Source organism: Streptomyces scabiei 87.22 (genome assembly GCF_000091305.1).
Lineage (GTDB): Bacteria > Actinomycetota > Actinomycetes > Streptomycetales > Streptomycetaceae > Streptomyces > Streptomyces scabiei.
In genome coordinates this window covers 4,926,705-4,945,638 of record NC_013929.1, presented here as the reverse complement: position 1 = coordinate 4,945,638, position 18,934 = coordinate 4,926,705, and the positions used below count along the sequence as shown (strand labels likewise).

6 protein-coding genes are annotated in these 18,934 nt (G+C 76.2%); 2 read left to right on the top strand and 4 right to left on the bottom strand.

The window, feature by feature from the left end:
- The first annotated feature begins 81 nt into the window (after nt 1-81).
- A complete protein-coding gene (locus tag SCAB_RS20925) occupies nt 82-1,878 on the top strand; it encodes a lysyl oxidase family protein (protein ID WP_013002074.1) in 1,797 nt (598 codons plus the stop codon).
- Between the two features lie 96 nt (nt 1,879-1,974).
- Here the strand turns inward: SCAB_RS20925 and SCAB_RS20920 are convergent, their stop codons facing one another.
- Both SCAB_RS20920 and SCAB_RS20915 read right to left on the bottom strand, forming a co-directional pair.
- Entirely contained in the window at nt 1,975-3,462 is a 1,488-nt protein-coding gene (locus SCAB_RS20920) for an MFS transporter (protein WP_013002073.1), read from the bottom strand.
- 212 nt (nt 3,463-3,674) lie between these two features.
- Nucleotides 3,675-4,631 carry a PhzF family phenazine biosynthesis isomerase gene (locus tag SCAB_RS20915; RefSeq protein WP_013002072.1) on the bottom strand — a complete coding sequence of 319 codons (957 nt, stop codon included), beginning with the start codon at nt 4,629-4,631 and terminating at the stop codon, nt 3,675-3,677.
- A gap of 92 nt (nt 4,632-4,723) precedes the next feature.
- Here SCAB_RS20915 and SCAB_RS20910 point away from each other — a divergent pair, with 92 nt between their 5' ends.
- The gene (locus SCAB_RS20910) at nt 4,724-5,614 is read left to right on the top strand and encodes a LysR family transcriptional regulator (protein ID WP_013002071.1); all 891 of its coding nucleotides are present in this window, start codon (nt 4,724-4,726) and stop codon (nt 5,612-5,614) included.
- A 45-nt stretch (nt 5,615-5,659) separates the two neighbouring features.
- Here SCAB_RS20910 and SCAB_RS20905 read toward each other — a convergent pair whose 3' ends face one another.
- Both SCAB_RS20905 and SCAB_RS20900 read right to left on the bottom strand, forming a co-directional pair.
- A complete protein-coding gene (locus tag SCAB_RS20905) occupies nt 5,660-18,259 on the bottom strand; it encodes a hybrid non-ribosomal peptide synthetase/type I polyketide synthase (protein WP_013002070.1) in 12,600 nt (4,199 codons plus the stop codon).
- Between the two features lie 88 nt (nt 18,260-18,347).
- Nucleotides 18,348-18,920: an AMIN-like domain-containing (lipo)protein gene (locus SCAB_RS20900; protein ID WP_013002069.1), complete on the bottom strand. Its 573-nt coding sequence runs from the start codon at nt 18,918-18,920 to the stop codon at nt 18,348-18,350.
- Nucleotides 18,921-18,934: the final 14 nt, after the last annotated feature.

The window sequence follows — 18,934 nt, the reverse complement described above, 5'->3', positions numbered from 1 at the left end:
CCGGTCGGCCGGGACGTGTTGGGGTGCGTCCGGGCGGTTCCGGCCGTCGTCCGTGGGTTGTCCAGTCCGATGCCACCGACCATGGCACTCGCAGACGAGGAACCGATGACCAGCCAGATGACCAGCCCGACGAACAGCCCGAACAGCCCGGGGAGCGACGGCGCCGCCCAGGACCGCCGCAGCCGCCTGAAGCGCCCCGGCCTCGCGGCCCTCGCGTCCCTCACCGTGGTGGCGGCCGTGGCCGGCGCCGCGCCCGGCGCCGGTGCCGCGCCCGCCGCGAAGCCCGGGACGCCGCAGATCAAGCTGATCGCCGCGTCGAAGTCCGTGACCCTCACCCGCTGGGAGGGGAACAGCGGCGTCAACCTCCAGCTCGGCACGTACCTGTCGGTCGACAACGCGCCCCTGGAGTTCCAGGTGACGCGGAAGTCGTACAAGGACCCGATCGTCGCCAAGCAGATCCTCCGCGACGGCAAGACCGTGAAGACCCGCACCCTGCCCGCCGGCACGGTCGACGACTTCTCCGGGCTGACAGGCTTCCTGGAGATCTCGGTCAAGGACGCGACCGGCAAGCAGGTGGCGAAGACCAAGGGGAACTTCTGCCCGAACAACGCCTCGGGCCGCATCCGCCCGGACGCCCCCTCGACCAACCACTATCCGCAGAGCTGCTCCACCAACCCGTGGACGCTGGGCTCGGTGTGGGGTGTGGAGAAGGGCTGGGCCACCAACACCACCGGCTACGACTACGACAATACGGTGGACCTGCCCGTCGGTGAGTACACCGCCCAGGTACGGGTCGCGAAGAAGTACCGCGACCTGTTCGGCATCCCCGACAGCAAGCCGACCGTCAAGGTGACGGTCCGCAAGGACGACGACGGCGGCGAGGGCGGCGAGGGACTCACCGCGTCGAAGTCCTCGTCGTCCCACCACGGCGGTCACGGCGGTCACGGCAGCGGCCACTCCGCGCAGTCGGCCCCGGCCGGAGCGCCGGCCCTGGACGGCCACCACTACGGCCCGCGCGGCGCCGACGCCCCCACCCCGCCCCAGCTTCCGTTCGCCCTCGTCGACCGGGGCATCGCCAAGCACCTGGGCGACGGCGCCGGCCACACCGACGGCTCCCGCATCGCGCCCGCGCTGAAGGCCAACGCCAAGCGGCCCACCGGCAAGGCGGGCGTCGCCAAGAGCGTTCCCAAGCCGGACCTGCGGTCGCTGCCCGCCTGGGACATCGCCATCACCGACGGCGAGGACGGCGACGTGGCCGGCAAGGACTACCTCGCCTTCAGCGCCAACGTCTGGAACGCGGGCCCCGCGCCCCTCGTCGTCGACGGCTTCCGCAAGCCCGGCGCCGACAAGATGGACGCCTACCAGTACTTCTACGACGCCAAGGGCAAGCAGATCGGCTACACGCCCACCGGCACCATGGAGTGGGACCCGCGCGAGGGCCACGAGCACTGGCACTTCACGGACTTCGCCAGCTACCGCCTGCTCAGCGCGGACCAGTCCAAGCAGGTGCGCTCCGGCAAGGAGGCGTTCTGCCTGGCCAACACCGACGCCATCGACTACACGGTGAAGAACGCCAACTGGCACCCGGAGAACACCGACCTGTCCACCGCGTGCGGCTCGGAGGACGCCATCTCCGTACGTGAGGTACTCGACGTCGGCTCCGGCGACACCTACACCCAGTACCGTCCCGGCCAGTCCTTCGACATCACCGGCCTGCCGAACGGCACGTACTACATCCAGGTCATCGCCAACCCGGAGAACCGTCTCCAGGAGACCAACCACAAGAACAACATCGCCCTGCGCAAGGTGGTCCTGGGTGGCACCCCGGGCGCCCGCACGGTGAAGGTCCCGCCGCACGACCTGATCAACGCCCGCTGACCCACGTGTCGTAGCGACACGGGTTCCGCCGCGGACAGTGACGCCCCCCAGGCCCTCGGGCCCGGGGGGCGTCGTCGTGGGGAGGGGCGGGCCGGGTCAGGTCCGGCCCGCCCCGGCGGTCCGTGTGCGCTCCTCGGCGGGGTCCGCACCGGCGGGGGCGGGGGCGGCCGGGCGGCGTCCGGGGATGAAGGACGCGAGGACGAAGGCGAGGAGGGCGGCGCCCGCGCCGATGGCCATGACGACCTTGAAGCCGCTCTCGGAGGGCAGGGCGTGGCCGCCGAAGTCGGTGGTCATCTGGGCGAGGATGACGCCGGCGAGGGCACCGGCGAACGAGGTGCCGAGCGAACGCATCAGCGAGTTCAGGCTGTTGGCGGCGGCCGTCTCGGACGCCGGTACCGCGCCCATGATGAGGGCGGGCATCGCGCCGTAGGTGAAGCCGATCCCGCCGCCGATGACGCAGGAGACCAGGACGAGGTGCCAGACCTCGCTCATCAGGACGATGTTGAGGCCGTACCCGGCGGCGACGATCAGCGCGCCGGTCATCAGCGTCACCTTCGGGCCCTTGGCCCTGGTGAGCGCCGCGGACACGGCGGACATCGCCATCATCACCAGGCCCTGCGGGGCCAGCACCAGACCCACGGTCATCATCGACCTGCCGAGGCCGTACCCGGTCTGCTCCGGCAGCTGCAGCAGCTGCGGCAGCACCAGGGACATCGCGAACATCGAGAAGCCGAGCGCCACCGAGGCCAGGTTGGTGAACAGCACCTGGGGGCGGGCGGTGGTCCGCAGGTCGACCAGCGGCTGCTTCGCCCGCAGCTCGTAGAGGCCCCAGGAGGCGAGGATCAGGACGGCCGCGGCGAACAGCCCGAGCGTCGCCGCTCCGGTCCAGCCCCAGTCGGCACCCTTGGAGACGGCCAGCAGCAGGCAGACCAGTCCGGCGGAGAGTCCGAGCGAGCCGAGCAGGTCGAACCGGCCGCCGGTGCGCACCTCCGACTCCGGTACGACCGCCAGGACCAGCAGGAAGGACAGGGCGCCGAGGGCGGCGGAGGTCCAGAAGAGCAGGTGCCAGTCCCAGTTGTCCGCGATGAACGCGGCGGCGGGCAGACCGAGCGCGCCGCCGACGCCCAGCGAGGCGCTCATCAGCGCCGTCGACCCGGCGAGGCGCTCGGCGGGCAGCACGTCCCGCATGACGCTGATGCCGAGCGGGATCACGGCCGCCGCCAGTCCCTGCAGCCCCCGGCCGACGATCATCGGGAGGAGGGAGTCGGCCAGGGCGCAGACCACCGAGCCGGAGACCAGCAGCACGATGCTGAGCAGCAGCATCCGCCGCTTCCCGAACATGTCGCCGAGCCGGCCCACGACCGGTGTCGCCACCGCCGCCGCCAGCAGGGTCGCGGTCACCGCCCACGCGGCGTCGGACGCCGGCGCGTCCAGCAGTCTCGGCAGCTCCGGCACGATCGGGATGACCAGCGTCTGCATCAGCGCGACGACGATCCCGGCCAGCGCCAGCACCGCCACCACGGCGTGGGGCCGTGCCGGGGCGGCGGCCCCCGCGTCGGCGGGTCGGGCAGGGGGGTGGGACATGGCGGGGCCTCCGTGCGGAGCGAGGGGCGGGGGAACCGGGGAAGAGGTCGTCGGGCGCACTCTTTGATTGACTCAGTCAACCGTAAGTCCATTGCTTGACTTACGCAAGTTAAATCCCCGCGGCCCTTCACTCCTGCGGCCCCGCCCCTGATGCCCCGCCCCCTGATGCCCCGCCCCGTGGGGCCCTGCCCTGGGACCTCGGCCCTGGCGCCTCAGCCGATCGGGACCGCCTGGCCCGTCACCCGCGAGCGGGGGTCCCCGGGGGAGACGTCGAGGCGCAGGTCGCTGGGGCGGCCCATGTCCTCCCCCTGCCGGATCGTGACCGTGGCCGGGGCGGTGACCAGGCCGAGGGTGCGGAGGTATCCGCCGAAGGCGGCCGCCGCCGCGCCCGTCGCCGGGTCCTCCACGACCCCGCCCACGGGGAACGGGTCCCGGGCGTGGAAGCGGTCCGGCGACTCCCGCCACACCAGGTGCACGGTCGTCCAGTCGTGCCGCCGCATGACCTCCGCGAGGGCGTCGAAGTCGTAGGCGAGGTCGGCGAGACGGGCGCGGGAACCGGCGGCCAGGACCAGGTGCCGGACGCCGCCGAAGGCCACGTGCGGCGGCAGCGCCGGGTCGAGGTCGCCGTCGGACCAGCCGAGGGCCTCCAGGGCCGCGTCCCGCTCGGGGGCGGTGGCGGGGCGGGAGTCGGCCGGCACGCTGGTGAGGGTGGCGCGGGCCGTGCCGTCGGAGGCGTCGACCGAGGTGGCGACCGGGATCTCGCCCGCGAGGGTGTCGAACAGGACCTCGCCGGGGCCCAGCCGCTCGGCGAGGGCCACGGCCAGGGCGACGGTCGCGTGCCCGCAGAACGCCACCTCGGCGAGCGGGCTGAAGTACCGCACCCGGAACCGCCGCGCGGCCTCGTCGGCGGCGGTGACGAAGGCCGTCTCCGAGTACCCCACCTCGGCGGCGATCGCGAGCATCGCCGCGTCGTCGAGTCCGGAGGCGTCGAGCACCACCCCGGCCGGGTTGCCGCCCGCCGGGTCGTCGGTGAAGGCCGCGTAGCGCAGGACCGCGGGCAGCCGATCCCCGGGCGACCGGTCCCCGGGCAGCGGGTCCCCGGAGCGCGGCGCACCGGCCGACGGCTCGGGGCGGGGCAGCGGGCTCGTCACGTTCGTGTCGTGGGTCATGGCTCCACGCTGTCACCGGACCGGGATCGCGTCCAACGATCTGTTTCGATCCCTTCCATCGGGAAAGTCGATGGCCGGCCTAGGCTGGCCGGGTGGACACCAGACTGCTGCGCACCTTCACCACCCTCGCCCGGACCGGCGGTTTCACCTCGGCCGCCGCCGAACTGCACCTCGCCCAGTCCACGGTCACCGTGCACATCCGCACCCTGGAGAAGGAGCTGGGCACCCGGCTCTTCGACCGCCTGCCCACGGGCACGCTGCTCACGGAGTCGGGCCGGCGTCTGCTGGAAGGGGCGGAGGAGGTCCTCGACGCCGTGGCACGGCTGCGGGCCGGCGGCCGGGAGGGCGACGGCGCCGTGCGGGGGCGGGTGCGGGTCGGGACCCCGGAGTCCCTGTGCGCGACCCGGCTGCCCGGGGTGATCGCGGCCCTGCGCACCCGCCACCCCGAAGTGGACGTCGACCTGCACGCGGCCGGAACGGCGGAGTGCGTCGCGGGGCTGCGGGCCGGACGGCTGGATCTGGCGCTGCTGCTGGAGGACGAGGCCGACTTCCCGGAGATCACCGCCGAGCCGGTCGCGCACGAACCGCTCGCCCTCGTGTGCGCGCCCGGTCATCCGCTCGCGGCGCGCAAGCGCCCGGCCGGCTGGGCGCGGCTGGCGACGGAGAGCTTCTTCCTGCTGGAGCAGGGCTGTTCGTACAGCGACGCGCTGGAGCGGCGGCTGCTCGCGCTGCCCGGGACCGGCCCCCGGCTCACCCGGTTCGGCAGCGTGGACGCGGCACGGTCCTGCGCCGCCGCCGGGCTGGGGCTGACCCTGCTGCCGCTGACGACCGTGGCGGAGTATCTGGAACAGGGGCGGCTGACGAGGGTGCCGGGCCCCGGCTTCGCCGATGTCCCCGTGCGGCTGGCCCGGCACCGCAGACGCTGGACGGCACCGGCGACGGAGGCGTTCGCAACTGAACTGGTACGGCAGTTGGGCGCCTGAGCCCGAACCTCGGGGTGGCGGCGCACGGGGTTCGCCGCCTGCGCCTCACCGCGCCCGCCGGGGCGGGCCCAGCGGCGGGGGCAGGGCGCTCAGGGCCTCCGGCGGGACGGTGTGGTCGAGGAGGTGGAGGGGGGCGGCGCGGACGCCGGCGGCCTCGGCGGCGTCCCAGTGGGCGAGGGCGCGGGGCAGGTCGACCAGGCCGTGGACCTGGGGCAGCCGCGTACCGGAGGCCGGGTCGGCGAGGTGGGCGTGGAGCAGGGACTCCAGGCGGCAGGAGGCGAGGGTGCCGGGGAGGTGGAGCGCGAGGTGCTGCCCCGTCCGGCCGGCGGCCCCGGTGAGGGCGGTGAGGACGGCGGCGGGGAGGTCCGGTGCCGGGTGGGTCTCGGTGGAGTCCAGGGCCAGCAGACCGCCCCCGACGACCAGGACGTCCCGCGCGTCACGCATCCGCTCCAGGGCCCGCCCGGTGTCGAAGCAGTGCGGGAAGGAGTCGTCCACGACGATCGTGCCGGGCCGCAGCCGGTCGATGTCCAGCAGGGTCGTCGGGCCGCCGCCGACGGCCGTGACGACGACGTCGGCCGTCTCGTAGACCTCGGCGGGGAGTGCGGCCCGGTCGGCCGGCTCGACGACCCGTACGGACAGGGCGGGGTGGTCGGCCAGGAGTCCGGCGGCGAGCCGTCGCAGGCGGGGGGCGCTGCCCGGCACGTCGCAGAGCAGGAGCCGGGCCGGCGGGCGGGGGCTCAGGGTGAGGAGCAGCCGCAGGGACGAGGTGCCGATGGAGCCGCAGCCGACGACGGCGAGGGTGAGTCCGGCCAGGTCCCGTCCGGTCGCGGTGAGCGCGGCCCGCACGGTCCTGACGACGGCGACGGTCGTGGTGGCGTGACCGGTGGTGAGGACGCTTCCGGTGGCCGGGGAGGTCTCGCGCAGGACGTCGTAGCCGTAGCCGGTGAGGGCCGGGATCATGCCCGCCAGCGAGACACTGCGGGCGCCGAGCGAGACGGCGTGGTCCACGGCGCGCGCGGTCAGGGCGGCGAGGCCGGCCGGGCCGCCGGCGTGCGGCGGGCCGGTCAGTTCGTCGGCGAAGAGGGGGAGCGCGACGAAGCCGGATCTGCCGAGGGGCGTGGTGACGCTCTCCAGCAGCCTGGCCCGGCCGTCCGGGAAGAGCAGGGCGCGGATCGCCTCACGGCCGGGTGCGGTGTCCGGGGGGAGCCCGGCGTAGGCGGCGAGCTGCCGCGGGGCGGGGAGGTAGCCGACGAGGGCCGCGTCCAGGGCCGGAGCGGCGACGGTGGTTCCGGTGGCCGCGGTGGTCTCCGTACGCGCTGCCTGCTCCAGTTGGCGGCGCAACTCCGCTGCGAACTGCGTCAGTTGCTCGGCCGAGAGGGCGGTCGCCGGCACCCGGGCCGTGATCCGCAGGCCGTTGCCGTCACTGTCACCGCTGCCGTCTGCGGGGTCGCCGGTCGCCGCGGGGCGTACGGCGAGGAAGACGTCGGTGCCCACGGGCGGCGGCGCGAGCGCGGTGTCGGTGTCGTCGGCCCGGAGGGTCAGGACGGTGTCGGGCGGTGCGCCGAGGGCGGTGAAGTCGAGGAAGGTGAAGAAGAACTGGGCGGTACGGGGCAGCCCCTGGGGCGTACGGAGATCCAGCGGCCCCGCGGTACGCGCCGCGACCGACTCCGCTGCGATCCGGCGGAGATCTTCGTCGAAGCCGTCGAAGCCGTCGGCGGGGGAGCCGCCGTCGGGCGAGCGGCCGTCGGACGGGGGCGCCGGGCGCAGGGCCACCGCCTCGGCGAACGGGCCGAAGGCGCGGTGCGCGTCCCGTGTGCTCCCGTCCCGGCCGGTGACGGCCAGACCGAGGACCAGGTCGCGGCGGCCGGTGAGGGCGGCGAGGGCGCGGTGGTACCCGGTGAGGACCGGGGCGTGGAGGGTCGTGCCCGCGGCCTCGGCGAGGCGGCGCAGGGCGTGGGTGCGGGCGGCGTCGAGAGTGAAGGCGGCGGTGTGGAAGGCGGGGGTGGTGCCGTCCCGGTGGGGCGCGCGCAGGACCGGCGGGGCGTAGGGGGCGAGATGGCGGGCGCGGTACGCCTCCCCCTCCGGGGTCAGGGGCGGCCGGGGGGCCGTGCGGTGCAGCACGTGGTCGCGGAAGGTGGACTCCAGGGGCTCCAGGCCGTGGGGGAGCCCGCGCGCGAAACGGTCGTACACGGTGAGGAGTTCACGGGTCAGGAGGGCCGCGCTGTAGCCGTCGCCGATGAGGTGGTGGGCGTGGACGAGGAGCACGTGGTCGTCCGGGGCGACGGTGAGCAGGCGCAGCCGCAGCAGGGGCCAGGCCCAGGGCTCGAACCGGCGGCGGGCCTCCTCGGCGGCCCGTTCCTCCAGGAGGCCCGGGTGGGCCAGGGTCTCCGTCTGCACGGGGAGCCTTAGCGAGGACGGGAGTTCCTGCTGCACGGGCGGGCGGGCGCCGGCCGGGAAGACCGTGCGGAGCATGGGGTGGCGGGCCACGAGCACGTCGACGCACCGCTGGAGGAGATCGGGGTCCAGGGGCCCGCGGACCCGGAAGCGGGCCAGCCAGGCGGGGTCGGCGTCCGGTGTCCCGGAGGTGAGGGTGTCGGCGAGGAGGAAGCCCTGCTGGGAGGGGGTGAGCGGGTAGGGGGTGAGGTCGTGCGCGGGCCGCCGGTCCTGCGGGACGTCGGGGGTGGTGGCGTCGGGGGCGGGGGCGTCGAGGGCCGCCGCCAGGGCGGTCAGGGTGCGATGGGTGTAGACGGCGGTCGGGCGGGGCAGGGCGGGACGTTCCCGGCGCAGGCGGGAGAACAGTTCCAGCACGGTGAGGGAGTCACCGCCGAGCGCGAAGAAGTCGTCCTGCCGGGATATCAGGGACTCCGGCACGTCCAGCAGCGCGGACCAGGTGCGCGCCAGCAGGCGTTCGGTGGGGGTCCAGGGGGCTGCGGGCGCCGCGGGGGGCAACTCGGTTTCCGTGCGCGGGAGTTCGGCGGCTGCCGCGGCGCGTGGAGCGAGGCGGTTGCGGTCGATCTTGCCCGTGCCGGTCAGGGGGAGGGCCGGGAGGGAGTGGACGCGGGCGGGGAGCATGTACGGGGGCAGGGTGCGGGAGAGGAAGGCACGCACCTCGCGGGGGTCGAGCGGGGAGGTGCCGGTCCTCGGCTCGACGTACGCCTCCAGCCGTCCGTCCCGCAGCAGCACGGCCGCGCGGGCCGTGCCCGGGTGGGTGAGCAGGACGGCCTCGATCTCGCCGGGTTCGACCCGGTGGCCGCGGACCTTGACCTGGTCGTCGAGCCGGCCCAGGAACTCCAGCACCCCGTCGGCGCGGCGGCGCACCCGGTCGCCGCTGCGGTACCAACGGCGGCCGTCCCGTTCGGTGAAGGCGGCGGCCGTCAGGCCGGGGTCGCCCAGGTAGCCGGGGGTGAGGCCGAGGCCGGCGATGAGCAGTTCGCCGGGCTCGCCGGGGGCGCTTTCGCGTCCGTCCTCGCCGATCACGGCGAGTTCGGTGCCGGCGACCGGGCGGCCGATGGGGAGGTGGCGTACGTCGTCGCCGGGGCGGGTGTCGATGAGGTGGCAGGTGGCGTTGACGGTGGCCTCGGTGGGCCCGTACAGGTTGGCGATCCGGTGGGCGTGCGCGGGACGCGGGGCGTCGCCGGCGGGGGTGCCGAGGAGGTCGAACCAGCGGCGCACATGGGCCGCGGGCAGCGCCTCGCCGCCCACGTGGACCCAGCGCAGGGCGGAGAGGTCGGGGGCCGTGCCGTCCCGCCGGAGACGGTCCTCGGCGGCGGTCAGCAGGCGTTCCCACAGGGTGGGGACCGAACTCCACACCGTGATCCGGTCCGCCACGACGCGGTCCAGGAGGGCCTCGGGGTCGCGCAGCAGGTCACGGGAGAGGGTGTGCACGGTGGCGCCGGCCAGCAGCGGGGCCAGCAACTGCCGTACGGAGGCGTCGAAACAGACCGACGCCGTCTGCGCGAGCCGGTCGCCGGGGCCGTAGCCGAACGTGGCCAGGGACCAGTCGAGGTAGTTCGTCATCGACCGGTGGGTGATGGGGACGGCCTTCGGGCGGCCCGTCGAGCCGGAGGTGAAGATGACGTACGCGACGGCCTCGGGGGAGGGGGCGAGCGCGGGGGTGTCGGCCGCCGGGGCGATGGTGCCGGGCGGCGAGGTCTCGGGCACCTCGGGCACCTCGTGCGCGTCGGGCACCTCGGGCATCACCGGCACCGCCGTGACGCCGTCCAGGGCGGCGGCCGTTCCCCGGGCCGCCCGGTCGTGGACCAGGACGCGTACGCCCGTACGGGACAGCTGGTCCCGGTGCCGGGCGCTCGGGTGGGTCGCGTCCAGCGGTACCCAGCCGGCGCCCGCGCGCAGGATGCCGACGACCGCGGTGACCGTGTCCGTGCCGCCCGGTTCGGTGAGGAGTCCGACCAGGTCGCCGGGGCGTACGCCGTGGGCGCGCAGCCGGGCGGCGAGGGCGGCGGAGGCGGCGTCGAGGGCCGCGTAGGTGAGCGTGGTCCCGTCGCCGGCGTCGACGGCGACCGACAGGGGTGTGGCGCGGAAGCGGGCCCGCAGGCGGTCCACGAGGCCGTCGCCCGCCACCGCGGCCGGGGCGATTGCCGGGCCCGTGGGGGTGGCCGGCGCGGTGGCCGGGCCCGTGACGGCGGCGCGCAGTTCGGCCACGTACTCGTCGGCGAGGCGGCGTACGGTCTCGGGGCGGAAGAGGCGGGCCGGGTGGTTCCACGACAGGCACAGGGCCGCGTCGGCCTCCCAGCACAGCAGCCCGAGCCGGGTGGCGGCCGAGGCGGTGGCCGCGGCCGTCGGGGTGACGGTGACGGGCCAGTCGGTGCCGTGGACGACCGGGAAGCGGGCGAAGCTGAAGCCCGCCTCGGCCGCCGTGCGCGGTGCCGGGCCCGTGGCGGGCCGCAGCCCGGACAGCAGCCGGGCCAGGTCGGTGCTGCCGGGGGTCGCGTGCGCCTCGGCCTCGGCCCAGATCCGCCGCAGCCGGTCGGCGAGCGCGGTCACCGGCTCGTCGGGGTCGACGTCCACGAACACCGGCAGGGTGTCGGCCAGCGGCCCCACCAGCGTGTCGATACCGGGGACCGGCAGCTCCCGCCGGGCCCGCGCCACGTTCACCGCGACGGCCCGCCGCCCGCTCCACCGCGCCAGACAGCGCCCGTACACGGCCAGCAGCAGATGGAACAGCGAGACCCCGTGCCGTGCGGCGGTCTCGCGGAGCGCGGCGGTCAGCTCCTCGTCGATGCCGGTGCGGTGATGGGTGAGGGGCGGCGCGGGGGGCGCCTCGGGGTCGCCGTCGTACGGGAGGGCGGGGGAGGGGACGGTGTGCGCGGCCAGGCGGTCGCGCCAGTACCGCCGGTCCTCCGCGTACGCCGGCGAGCGGCGCCCGGCCTCCACGGCGGCCGCGTAGTCGGCGAACCGGGCCTGCGGCAAAGGGAGTCGGGAGAGGTCGTCCCCGCGTGCCAGGGCCGCGTGGAGCGACCAGAGTTCCTCGGCGAGCAGCTTGAGGCTGTAGCCGTCGGCGGCGGCGTGGTGGACGACCAGCAGCAGATGGGCGAGGTGCGCGTCGGCGGGGTCGGGCACGAGGACGGCCCGGACCGGGTCCTGTGCCGTCAGGTCGAACGGGCGGTTGCACAGGTCGTGTTCCAGCTGCCGCAGGTCGAGCGGTTCCCGTACCTCGAACCAGCCGGGAGCCGTGTCCACGGGCCCGGCGGGGGCGGCGTACTGGCGGGGGACCGCGCCGTCGCCGCCGGTGAACCGCAGCCGCAGCATGGGGTGACGGGCGGCGAGGACGGCGAACGCGCGGCCGAGCAGCGCGGGGTCGAGCGGGCCGCGGACGCTCTGGCGGAGGTAGCCGTAGGCGGTGAGGCCCTCGTGCAGGGTCTCGGTGGTGTGGAAGGCGAGTTGGAGGGGCGTGAGGGGGTGGGGGGCGTACGGACCGGGGCTCGGCGCCAAGCCGGACGCCGGGCCGGATGCCGGGTCGTGAGGTGGAGGGGACGCCGGGGACGGTGTGTGCGGCGGTGGCGTGGCGGCCAGATGGGCGGCCAGTTCGCCGAGGGTGCGGTGCTCGAAGAGGAGGGTGGCCGGAAGGGGGCGTCCGAGTTCGCGTTCCAGGCGGCGGGCGAGGTCGACGGCGGTGAGGGAGTCCAGGCCGAGGGTGAGGAACTGGGCGTCGTCGCCGATCTCCTGCGGGGGCCGGTGCAGGGCCTCCGCGAGCAGACGGCGTACGAGGGCGGCGACCTCGGAGGTCGCGTGGGTACCGGTACCGGTACCGGTACCGGTACCGGTACCGGTACCGGCACCGGTGCTTGTGCTTGTGCTTGTGCGTGTGCGTGTGCGTGTGGGCGTGTGAGGGCTCGGCAGGGGCCGTTCGCCGGCGGCCGCGGGCGCCGCCACCAGGACGTGGGCCGCGTCCAGGGCGACCGCCGAGCGGAGACCCGCCAGGGCGGCCCCCACGGTCATCGGCGCGGGCCCGTGGTGCGGGCGCCCGGTGTGCGGGGGCGGGCCGCTCGCCAGGCCCGTGTCGGCGACGGGGCCGAGGGCGATGCTCTGCCAGGGGCGGCCCGCGGCGCGTTCGGCGCCGGCGAAGGCGTCGAGGAAGGAGTTGGCGGCGGCGTAGTCGCCGAGGGCGCCCGCGAGCCCGGGCAGCACGGCGGAGACGGACGAGAGGACGACGCACACGGCGCCCTCCCGGCCGTGCCGGCGCAGTGCCCCGGCGAGCAGGGCGGTACCGCGGACCTTCGCGGCGAGGACGGCCTCGATCTCGTCGTCGGGTTTGCCGCGCAGGCTCCCGGGACGGGCCGTGCCCGCCGCGTGGAACACCGCGTCCAGGGACGGCAGTCCGGCGACGAGCGCGTCGACGGCGGCCGCGTCGGTGATGTCGGCGGCCTGGTAGCGGGCGTCGGCGCCGAGGGCGTGCAGGTCGGAGAGCAGGGCGTGCGGCGGGGTGGTCGTGCGGCCGGTGAGGACCAGGGTGGGGGTGCCGCGTTCCGCCAGGTCACGGGCGAGCGCGGAGCCGAGACCGCCCGCACCGCCGGTGATCAGGTAGGTGCCGTCCGGGGGGAGCGGTGCCGGGGCCGCCGGGGCGGCGGCGACGGCCGTACGGGCGAGTCGGCGGCCCGCGTGCCGGGCGACGGTACCGCCCGCGCCGGGGGTGGCGGTGGCGCTCAACTCCTCCTCCAGCGCCGCGAGTCGGGCGTCGAGCGGGTCTCCGGCACAGAGGTCGACGCCCAGGGAGGAGAGCCCGCGATGTTCCTCGGGCAGGGCCAGGGCGAAGCCGTGCAGGAGGGCCTGCGCGGGGCGGGGGCCGGGGCAGCGGTGGGTACCGGAAGCGGTGCCGGTGTCGGCGCTGGTATGGGTGTCACCGGTCGGGTACGCGTTCTCCGTGATCAGCAGCAGGCGGGCGGGGCCCGTGCCGAGCGAGGACAGCGTCTCGCGCAGGGCGGGCACGGCGGTGCCCGCCTCGTCCGCCGCTCCCTCGGCGGCGGCGAACCACAGCACGCTCTCCGGGACGGCGGCCGTCTCCGGGGCGACGGCCGTCCCCTCGCCCTCCGCCGATCCCGGCACGAGCGCTCCGCGCGCGGCGAGCCGGGCGGTGAGGGCCCGGCGGAGCGGGGTGTCGGCGCCGGTCAGGCGGGCCCGGGGCATGGGGCCGGGTGCGGTGCCGAGCGGGGCGTCCCGCCACAGCAGGGGCCGGACCAGGGGCTCCGTCGCGGGGGCGGCCGTACCGGACCCGGCGGGCGGTGTGACGAGCCGCTGCGGCCAGTACCGGCCGCGCTGGAAGGGGTACGTGGGCACGGGCACCCGTCGTGCCGTGCGCCGGGCCGGGGACGCCGGCGCCGCCGGGTCCAGCGGAGCCCCACGGGTCCAGAGCCGGCCGGCCGTCTCCAGCAGGGCGCCCGCCCCCGCCCCGGCCGTGGCGGGCAGCGCGGTCAGGACCGTCACGTCGGAGGGAGCGACACCGGGCCGGCCGGCGGCGGTCGCGCGGACCGGCGCGCCGAGGGTCGCACCGGCGCCGAGTTCGACGAACGTGTCGTAGCCCTCGTCGAGGAGCCGGGCGACGGCGTCGCCGAAGCGGACGGGGCGGATGGCGTGCTCGCGCCAGTAGCCGGAACCTGTGCCTGTGCCTGTGCCGGAACCTGTGCCTGTGCCGGAGCCTGTGGCGGAGTCGGTCTCGGTGCCGGAGCCGGGGGTGAGGTCGGGGTTCCAGTGGCCGGTGACCGTGCTCAGCAGCGGAACGCCGGCCCGGTGGACGGTCAGGGCCTTCGCCGCGTTGTGGAGCGGGTCGAGCACGGGGTTCAGCAGCGGCGAGTGGAAGGCGTGCGAGACGCGCAGCCGGCGGGCGGCCACGCCACGGGCCGTGAGGACCGCCACCGCCCGGTCGACGGCGTCGGCGGCGCCCGACAGCACCACCTGCGTCGGTGAGTTGACGGCGGCCACGCAGAGCGCGCCGTCCGACTCGGCGAGCACGGCGGCGACGGTCTCCTCGTCCCCCCGTACGGCCGCCATGGCACCCGGTACGGACAGCCGGCCCATCAGGCGCCCGCGTTCGGCGGCGAAGCCGACGGCCTCGGCCGGGGACAGGGCCCCGGCGACGCACGCGGCGGTGATCTCGCCGACGCTGTGCCCCACGACCGCGTCCGGCGTCACTCCCCACGCGGCCAGCTGCCCGGCCAGCGCCACCCCGAACGCGACCAGCAGCGGCTGCGCCACCTCGGTGCGGGCCAGGTCGGCGGGGTCGGCGTCCTCGTCCAGACACCAGGCGGCCGGCGAGCGGCCGAGCACCGGCCCGGTGAGCGAGGAGACCTCGTCCAGGATGTCCCGGAACACGGGTGCCGTGCGGTACAACTCCCGTCCGAGCCCGGCCTGTTGGGCGCCCTGTCCCGGAAGCACGAACACCGTGCGGGGCCGGGCCGCGCCCGCCGTGCCCGCCATGCCGGCCGTATCCGCCGTGCCCGGCTCCCCGGCCGCCTCCAGCCGCTCGGCGAGGTCACCGCCCTCCGTCACCACGGCCAGCCGGTACGGCCCCTCGTCCCGGGCCGTGTTGACGGTGCGGCACACCTCGCCCTCGTCGACCCCGGGGTGGTCCCGCAGATACGCGGCCAACTCGGCGGCGGCGGCGCGCAGTCCGGCGGCGGAACGGGCGGAGAGGGTCAGCAGACGCGGGCCCTCGCCTGCCCCGGCGGACACCGCGTCGGCGACCTGCCCCGGCGCCTCCTCCAGCACCGCGTGCGCGTTGGTGCCGCCGAAGCCGAAGGAGTTCACGCCGGCGAGCAGCGGGCGGCCCTCCGCGCTGCCGGGGCCGGTCCATTCCTCGGCACCCCCGGCGTCCCCGGTGACCAGCCGGAAGCCGGGAGCCGCGTCGGCGAGGAAGGGGGCCGGCGGCGTGGAGTGGGGCGAGGGCGGGAGGCGGCGGTGGGAGAGGGCGAGGACGACCTTGACGAGGGCGGGCATGCCGGCCGCGTTGAGGAGGTGCCCGAGGTTCGCCTTGACCGAGCCGAGCCCGCGCGGGACGCCGTCGGCGCGGGGCGGGAACGCCTGGCCGAGCGACCGCGCCTCGACGGGGTCGCCGATCGGCGTACCCGTGCCGTGCGCCTCGACGTACGACACGTCGGCCGGATCGACACCGCACTCCTCGTACGCCGCCCGGATCACCTCGCGCTGGCCGCGCGGGGCGGGGGCGAGCAGGCCGAGCGAGCGGCCGTCGTTGTTGACCGCCGTACCGCGTACGAGGGCGAGGACCGGGTCGCCCGCGGCGCGGGCGTCGGCGGGGCGGGCGAGGACGAGCGTGGCGCCGCCCTCTCCGGGGACGAAACCGTCCGCGTCGGCGGCGAACGCGCGGCACCGGCCGCTCGGCGACAGCGCGCCCGTCGCTTCGAGGAGGCGGTGGCCGGTCGGCGTCAGGCCCAGGTTGACGCCGCCGACGACGGCGAGGTCGCACTCGCCGGCCAGCAGGCTGCGCCGGGCGAGGTGCAGGGCGACGAGCGCGGAGGAGCAGGCCGTGTCCACGGCGAGGGCGGGGCCGTTCAGGTCCAGCACCTGCGAGACGCGGGCGGCGATCAGGTTGGGGAGGTTGCCGGTGAGGGCGGCCGGGTGGCGGGCGAGGTCCCCGTCGGCGGCCTCGGCCAGGATCTCGCGGTACCCGCTGTCACCGGTGGCCGCGAACACCCCGATCCGGCGGCCCGCCCGGCGGGGGCCCGCGTACCCGGCGCGTTCCAGTGCCTCGTGGGCCAGCTCCAGGAAGATCCGTGCCTGGGGGTCGGTGGCCCGGGCCTCCGCCTCGTCCATGCCGAAGAAACCGGCGTCGAAGGCGGCGGGTTCGGTGAGGAAGGAGCCCGTGCGGGGCCCGTCCCCCGGCCTGCCCTCGGGCAGGCCGCCGACCGTGTCGCCGCCGCTCGCGAGCAGGTCCCAGAAGGCTTCCGGCGTCCCGGCCCCGGGGAAGCGGCAGGCGACGGAGAGAACGGCGACCGCACCGGTGGGCCCGACGCCGGGAGCATCGGGAGCGCCGGGAGTGCCGGAAGCCCCGGAAGCCCCGGAAGCGCCGGGGGCCGCCTCGCCGGACGGTTCCCGCCCGCCCGTCGGGAGCGCCTTCGCGCCCTCCTCCAGCAGGCGCAGCACTTGGCCGGAGAGGCCCGCCACCGTGTCGTGGTCCCGCAGCGCGCCGGGTTCCACCGTCACCCCGAACACGTCCTCCAGTCCGGCCAGTACGGTCATCGCGCGCAGCGAGGACCCCCCGAGGTCGAAGAACCGCTCGCGCGGCCCCACGGCGGACACAGGCACCTCCAGCGCCCGCGCCCACACCTCCCGCACCGCCTCCCGGACCTCCCGCGGCGACCGGGGAACGCCCGCCGGTCCGTTCGCCCGGCTCGTCGCCCCGGTCCTCCCGTGCCCCGCCGTGGCCGGCCCCGCCGCCGGGTGAGCCGTGTCCCCCGCCGCCTCCGTCCAGCGCGCCTCCACCTCCGTGTACGCGCCGGCCTCGTAGCGCGTCCGGAGCACCCCGCGGCGCAGCTTCCCGCTGGTGGTCCGGGCGAACGCCCCCGGCGGCAGCGGCAGTACCCGGACGTCGTCGTGGCCGAGGGTCTCCCGCAGCCGGGCGGCCGCGGCGCGGAGCACCGGTGCGGCGGCCGAGGGGGCGGGCCGGGCCCACTGCACGAAGGCGACGGCCCGCTCGCCGCCGCCGGCCGGGTCGGTGGACCCCACGACGGCCACGGCACCCGGCGGCAGCCCCGGCGTCGCGGCGACCGTCTCCTCCAGGTCGGAGGCGTGGAACGTACGGCCGTTGACGAACACCACGTCCTTGTGGCGCCCGGTGACGCACAGCCGCCCGTCCCGCAGGAAGCCGAGGTCCCCGGTGCGCAGCCAGCCGTCGTCCCCGAACGCCTCCGCGCTCGCCTCGGGCGCCCGGTGGTATCCGCGCCCCAGCTGCGGCCCCCGCACCTCCACGTGCCCGACCCGCAGTTCGCCCAGCGGGCTCCCGGAACCACCGGTGATCCGTACCTCGCAGCCCTCCACCGGCCGCCCCAGGTCCATCAACTCCACCGCGCGCGGACCGGGTTCGGTCTCCGTCACCCGGCCACGGGCGAGCGCGGCCCGGTCCAGCACCAGCGGCTGCGCGCTTTCGCCGAGCGGCGGTACGGTCACCGCGAGGGTCGCCTCGGCCAGGCCGTACACCGGCAGCGGGGCGCGCGGGTCCAGGCCCGCCGGGGCGGTGAGGGCGGTGAACTCCCGCCAGACGCGGGGCGCGATGGGTTCGGCGCCGACGAGCAGCAGCCGTACGCAGCCGAGGTCGAGGCCGTCGAGCGCGGTGGCGGGGACCCGGCGCACCGCGAGCGCCAGGGCGAAGTTCGCGGCCGACAGCAGGGTCGCGCGGTGGCGGTCGACGGCCTCGAACCACAGGGCGGGCCGCTTCGCGAAGGACAGCGGCTCGATGCGTATCTGCTTCAGGCGCGCGGCCATGGGGACGAGGTGGGTGCCGATGAGACCCATGTCGTGGAAGTACGGCATCCAGGTCGCGAGCACGTCGTCCGGGCCGATCGCCATCGCGGTGCGGATCTGGCGGATGTTGGCGAGGACGCCGGCGTGTGTCAGCTCCACGCCCTTGGGGGCGCCGGTGCTGCCGGAGGAGAACTGGAGGAAGGCGACATCGCCGGGGGCCGGCCGGTGCAGCTGCCGCGGCGGACGGCCGCGCCGGAGCGTGTCGAGCCGCAACATCCTGATGGGGAGCGGGACTTGAGACCCGGCAGCCTCGCTCTCCTCGCCCGTCGCCGCCACGACGGCGGCCGTGGTCTCGTCCACCACCACGGGCGGCCTGCCGAGGAGCTCCCACACCGGGCCGATCCGGCGCGGCTCCGGGGCGAGCGGCACGGGTACGGCCCCCGCCGCCAGCGCGCCCCAGAACATCGGCTGGAAGGCGTCGCCCCGGTCGGCGACCAGCGGCAGCGGGGTGCCGGGCGTGACGCCCGCCGCCCTGAGCCCGCCCGCCACCCGCAGGGCGTCGTCGCGGAGATCGGCGAAGGTGACCGCGTGCTCGCGGCCGTCCCCCCGGACGTGGACGACGGTCCGGCAGGGGGTCTCCCGCGCGGCCCCGAGCAGCACGTCCAGCAGCGTCGACGCGGCTCCGTCGTTCACATGTTCGTTCGATCTCTCCACGTCCGGACCCTACAAGCGGTCCCGTCCGGAGCGATGCCGCCGCCGGGCCGCGCGTGTCCCGGCGGAACTCCTCGCGTGCCCAAGGGCCCTACGTCCAGCTGTGGGCCACGTCCACCACCAGGCGGCCCGGGAGCTGCAGCACCCGGAACGGCAGGCGGGCGCGGAGGCCGAGGCCGATCTGGGTCTCGCCCTCGAAGCTGCCGGCGAAGCGGGTGTCGCGGAAGGTGCGGTAGCCGGAGAGGTCCACGCCGGGCAGGGGCTCGGCGACCTCACCGGGGTAGACCACCGCACCGGTCCCGGGGTGGTGGCTGGGGGCGGCGACCCGGATCTCCAGGATGGCGCCCCCGTCCACGGGGATGACGTCGCCGGAGGCGGTCTGGTGGAGCCGGTCGACGTACTGCACCCAGTGTCCGAGGCGGTCGCCGCCGTCGGGGACGTCGAACACGATGCGGTCGTAGCAGTCGTGGCGGCCGGTCCTGATGTCCGCCAGCGGCACCGTGCCGCTGTCCGGGACGCCCTTGAGGCCGCTGCCCCAGCCCGTCGGGCAGGCAGCGGTGCCCCGCCCGGCGCCCCCCGGTGCGGCACTGGCGGTGACCGCTGCCGTCGCGATCGCGGCCCCCGCGAGCGCGAGTGCCAGGACCATGGTTCTGATGCGTCGCATGCTGCCCCCTGTGT

Coding starts and splice junctions, on each gene's coding strand:
- SCAB_RS20915 (WP_013002072.1), bottom strand. CDS start 4,631: ATGACCCACGACACGAACGTGACGAGCCCGCTGCCCCGCCCCGAGCCG.
- SCAB_RS20925 (WP_013002074.1), top strand. CDS start 82: ATGGCACTCGCAGACGAGGAACCGATGACCAGCCAGATGACCAGCCCG.
- SCAB_RS20900 (WP_013002069.1), bottom strand. CDS start 18,920: ATGCGACGCATCAGAACCATGGTCCTGGCACTCGCGCTCGCGGGGGCC.
- SCAB_RS20920 (WP_013002073.1), bottom strand. CDS start 3,462: ATGTCCCACCCCCCTGCCCGACCCGCCGACGCGGGGGCCGCCGCCCCG.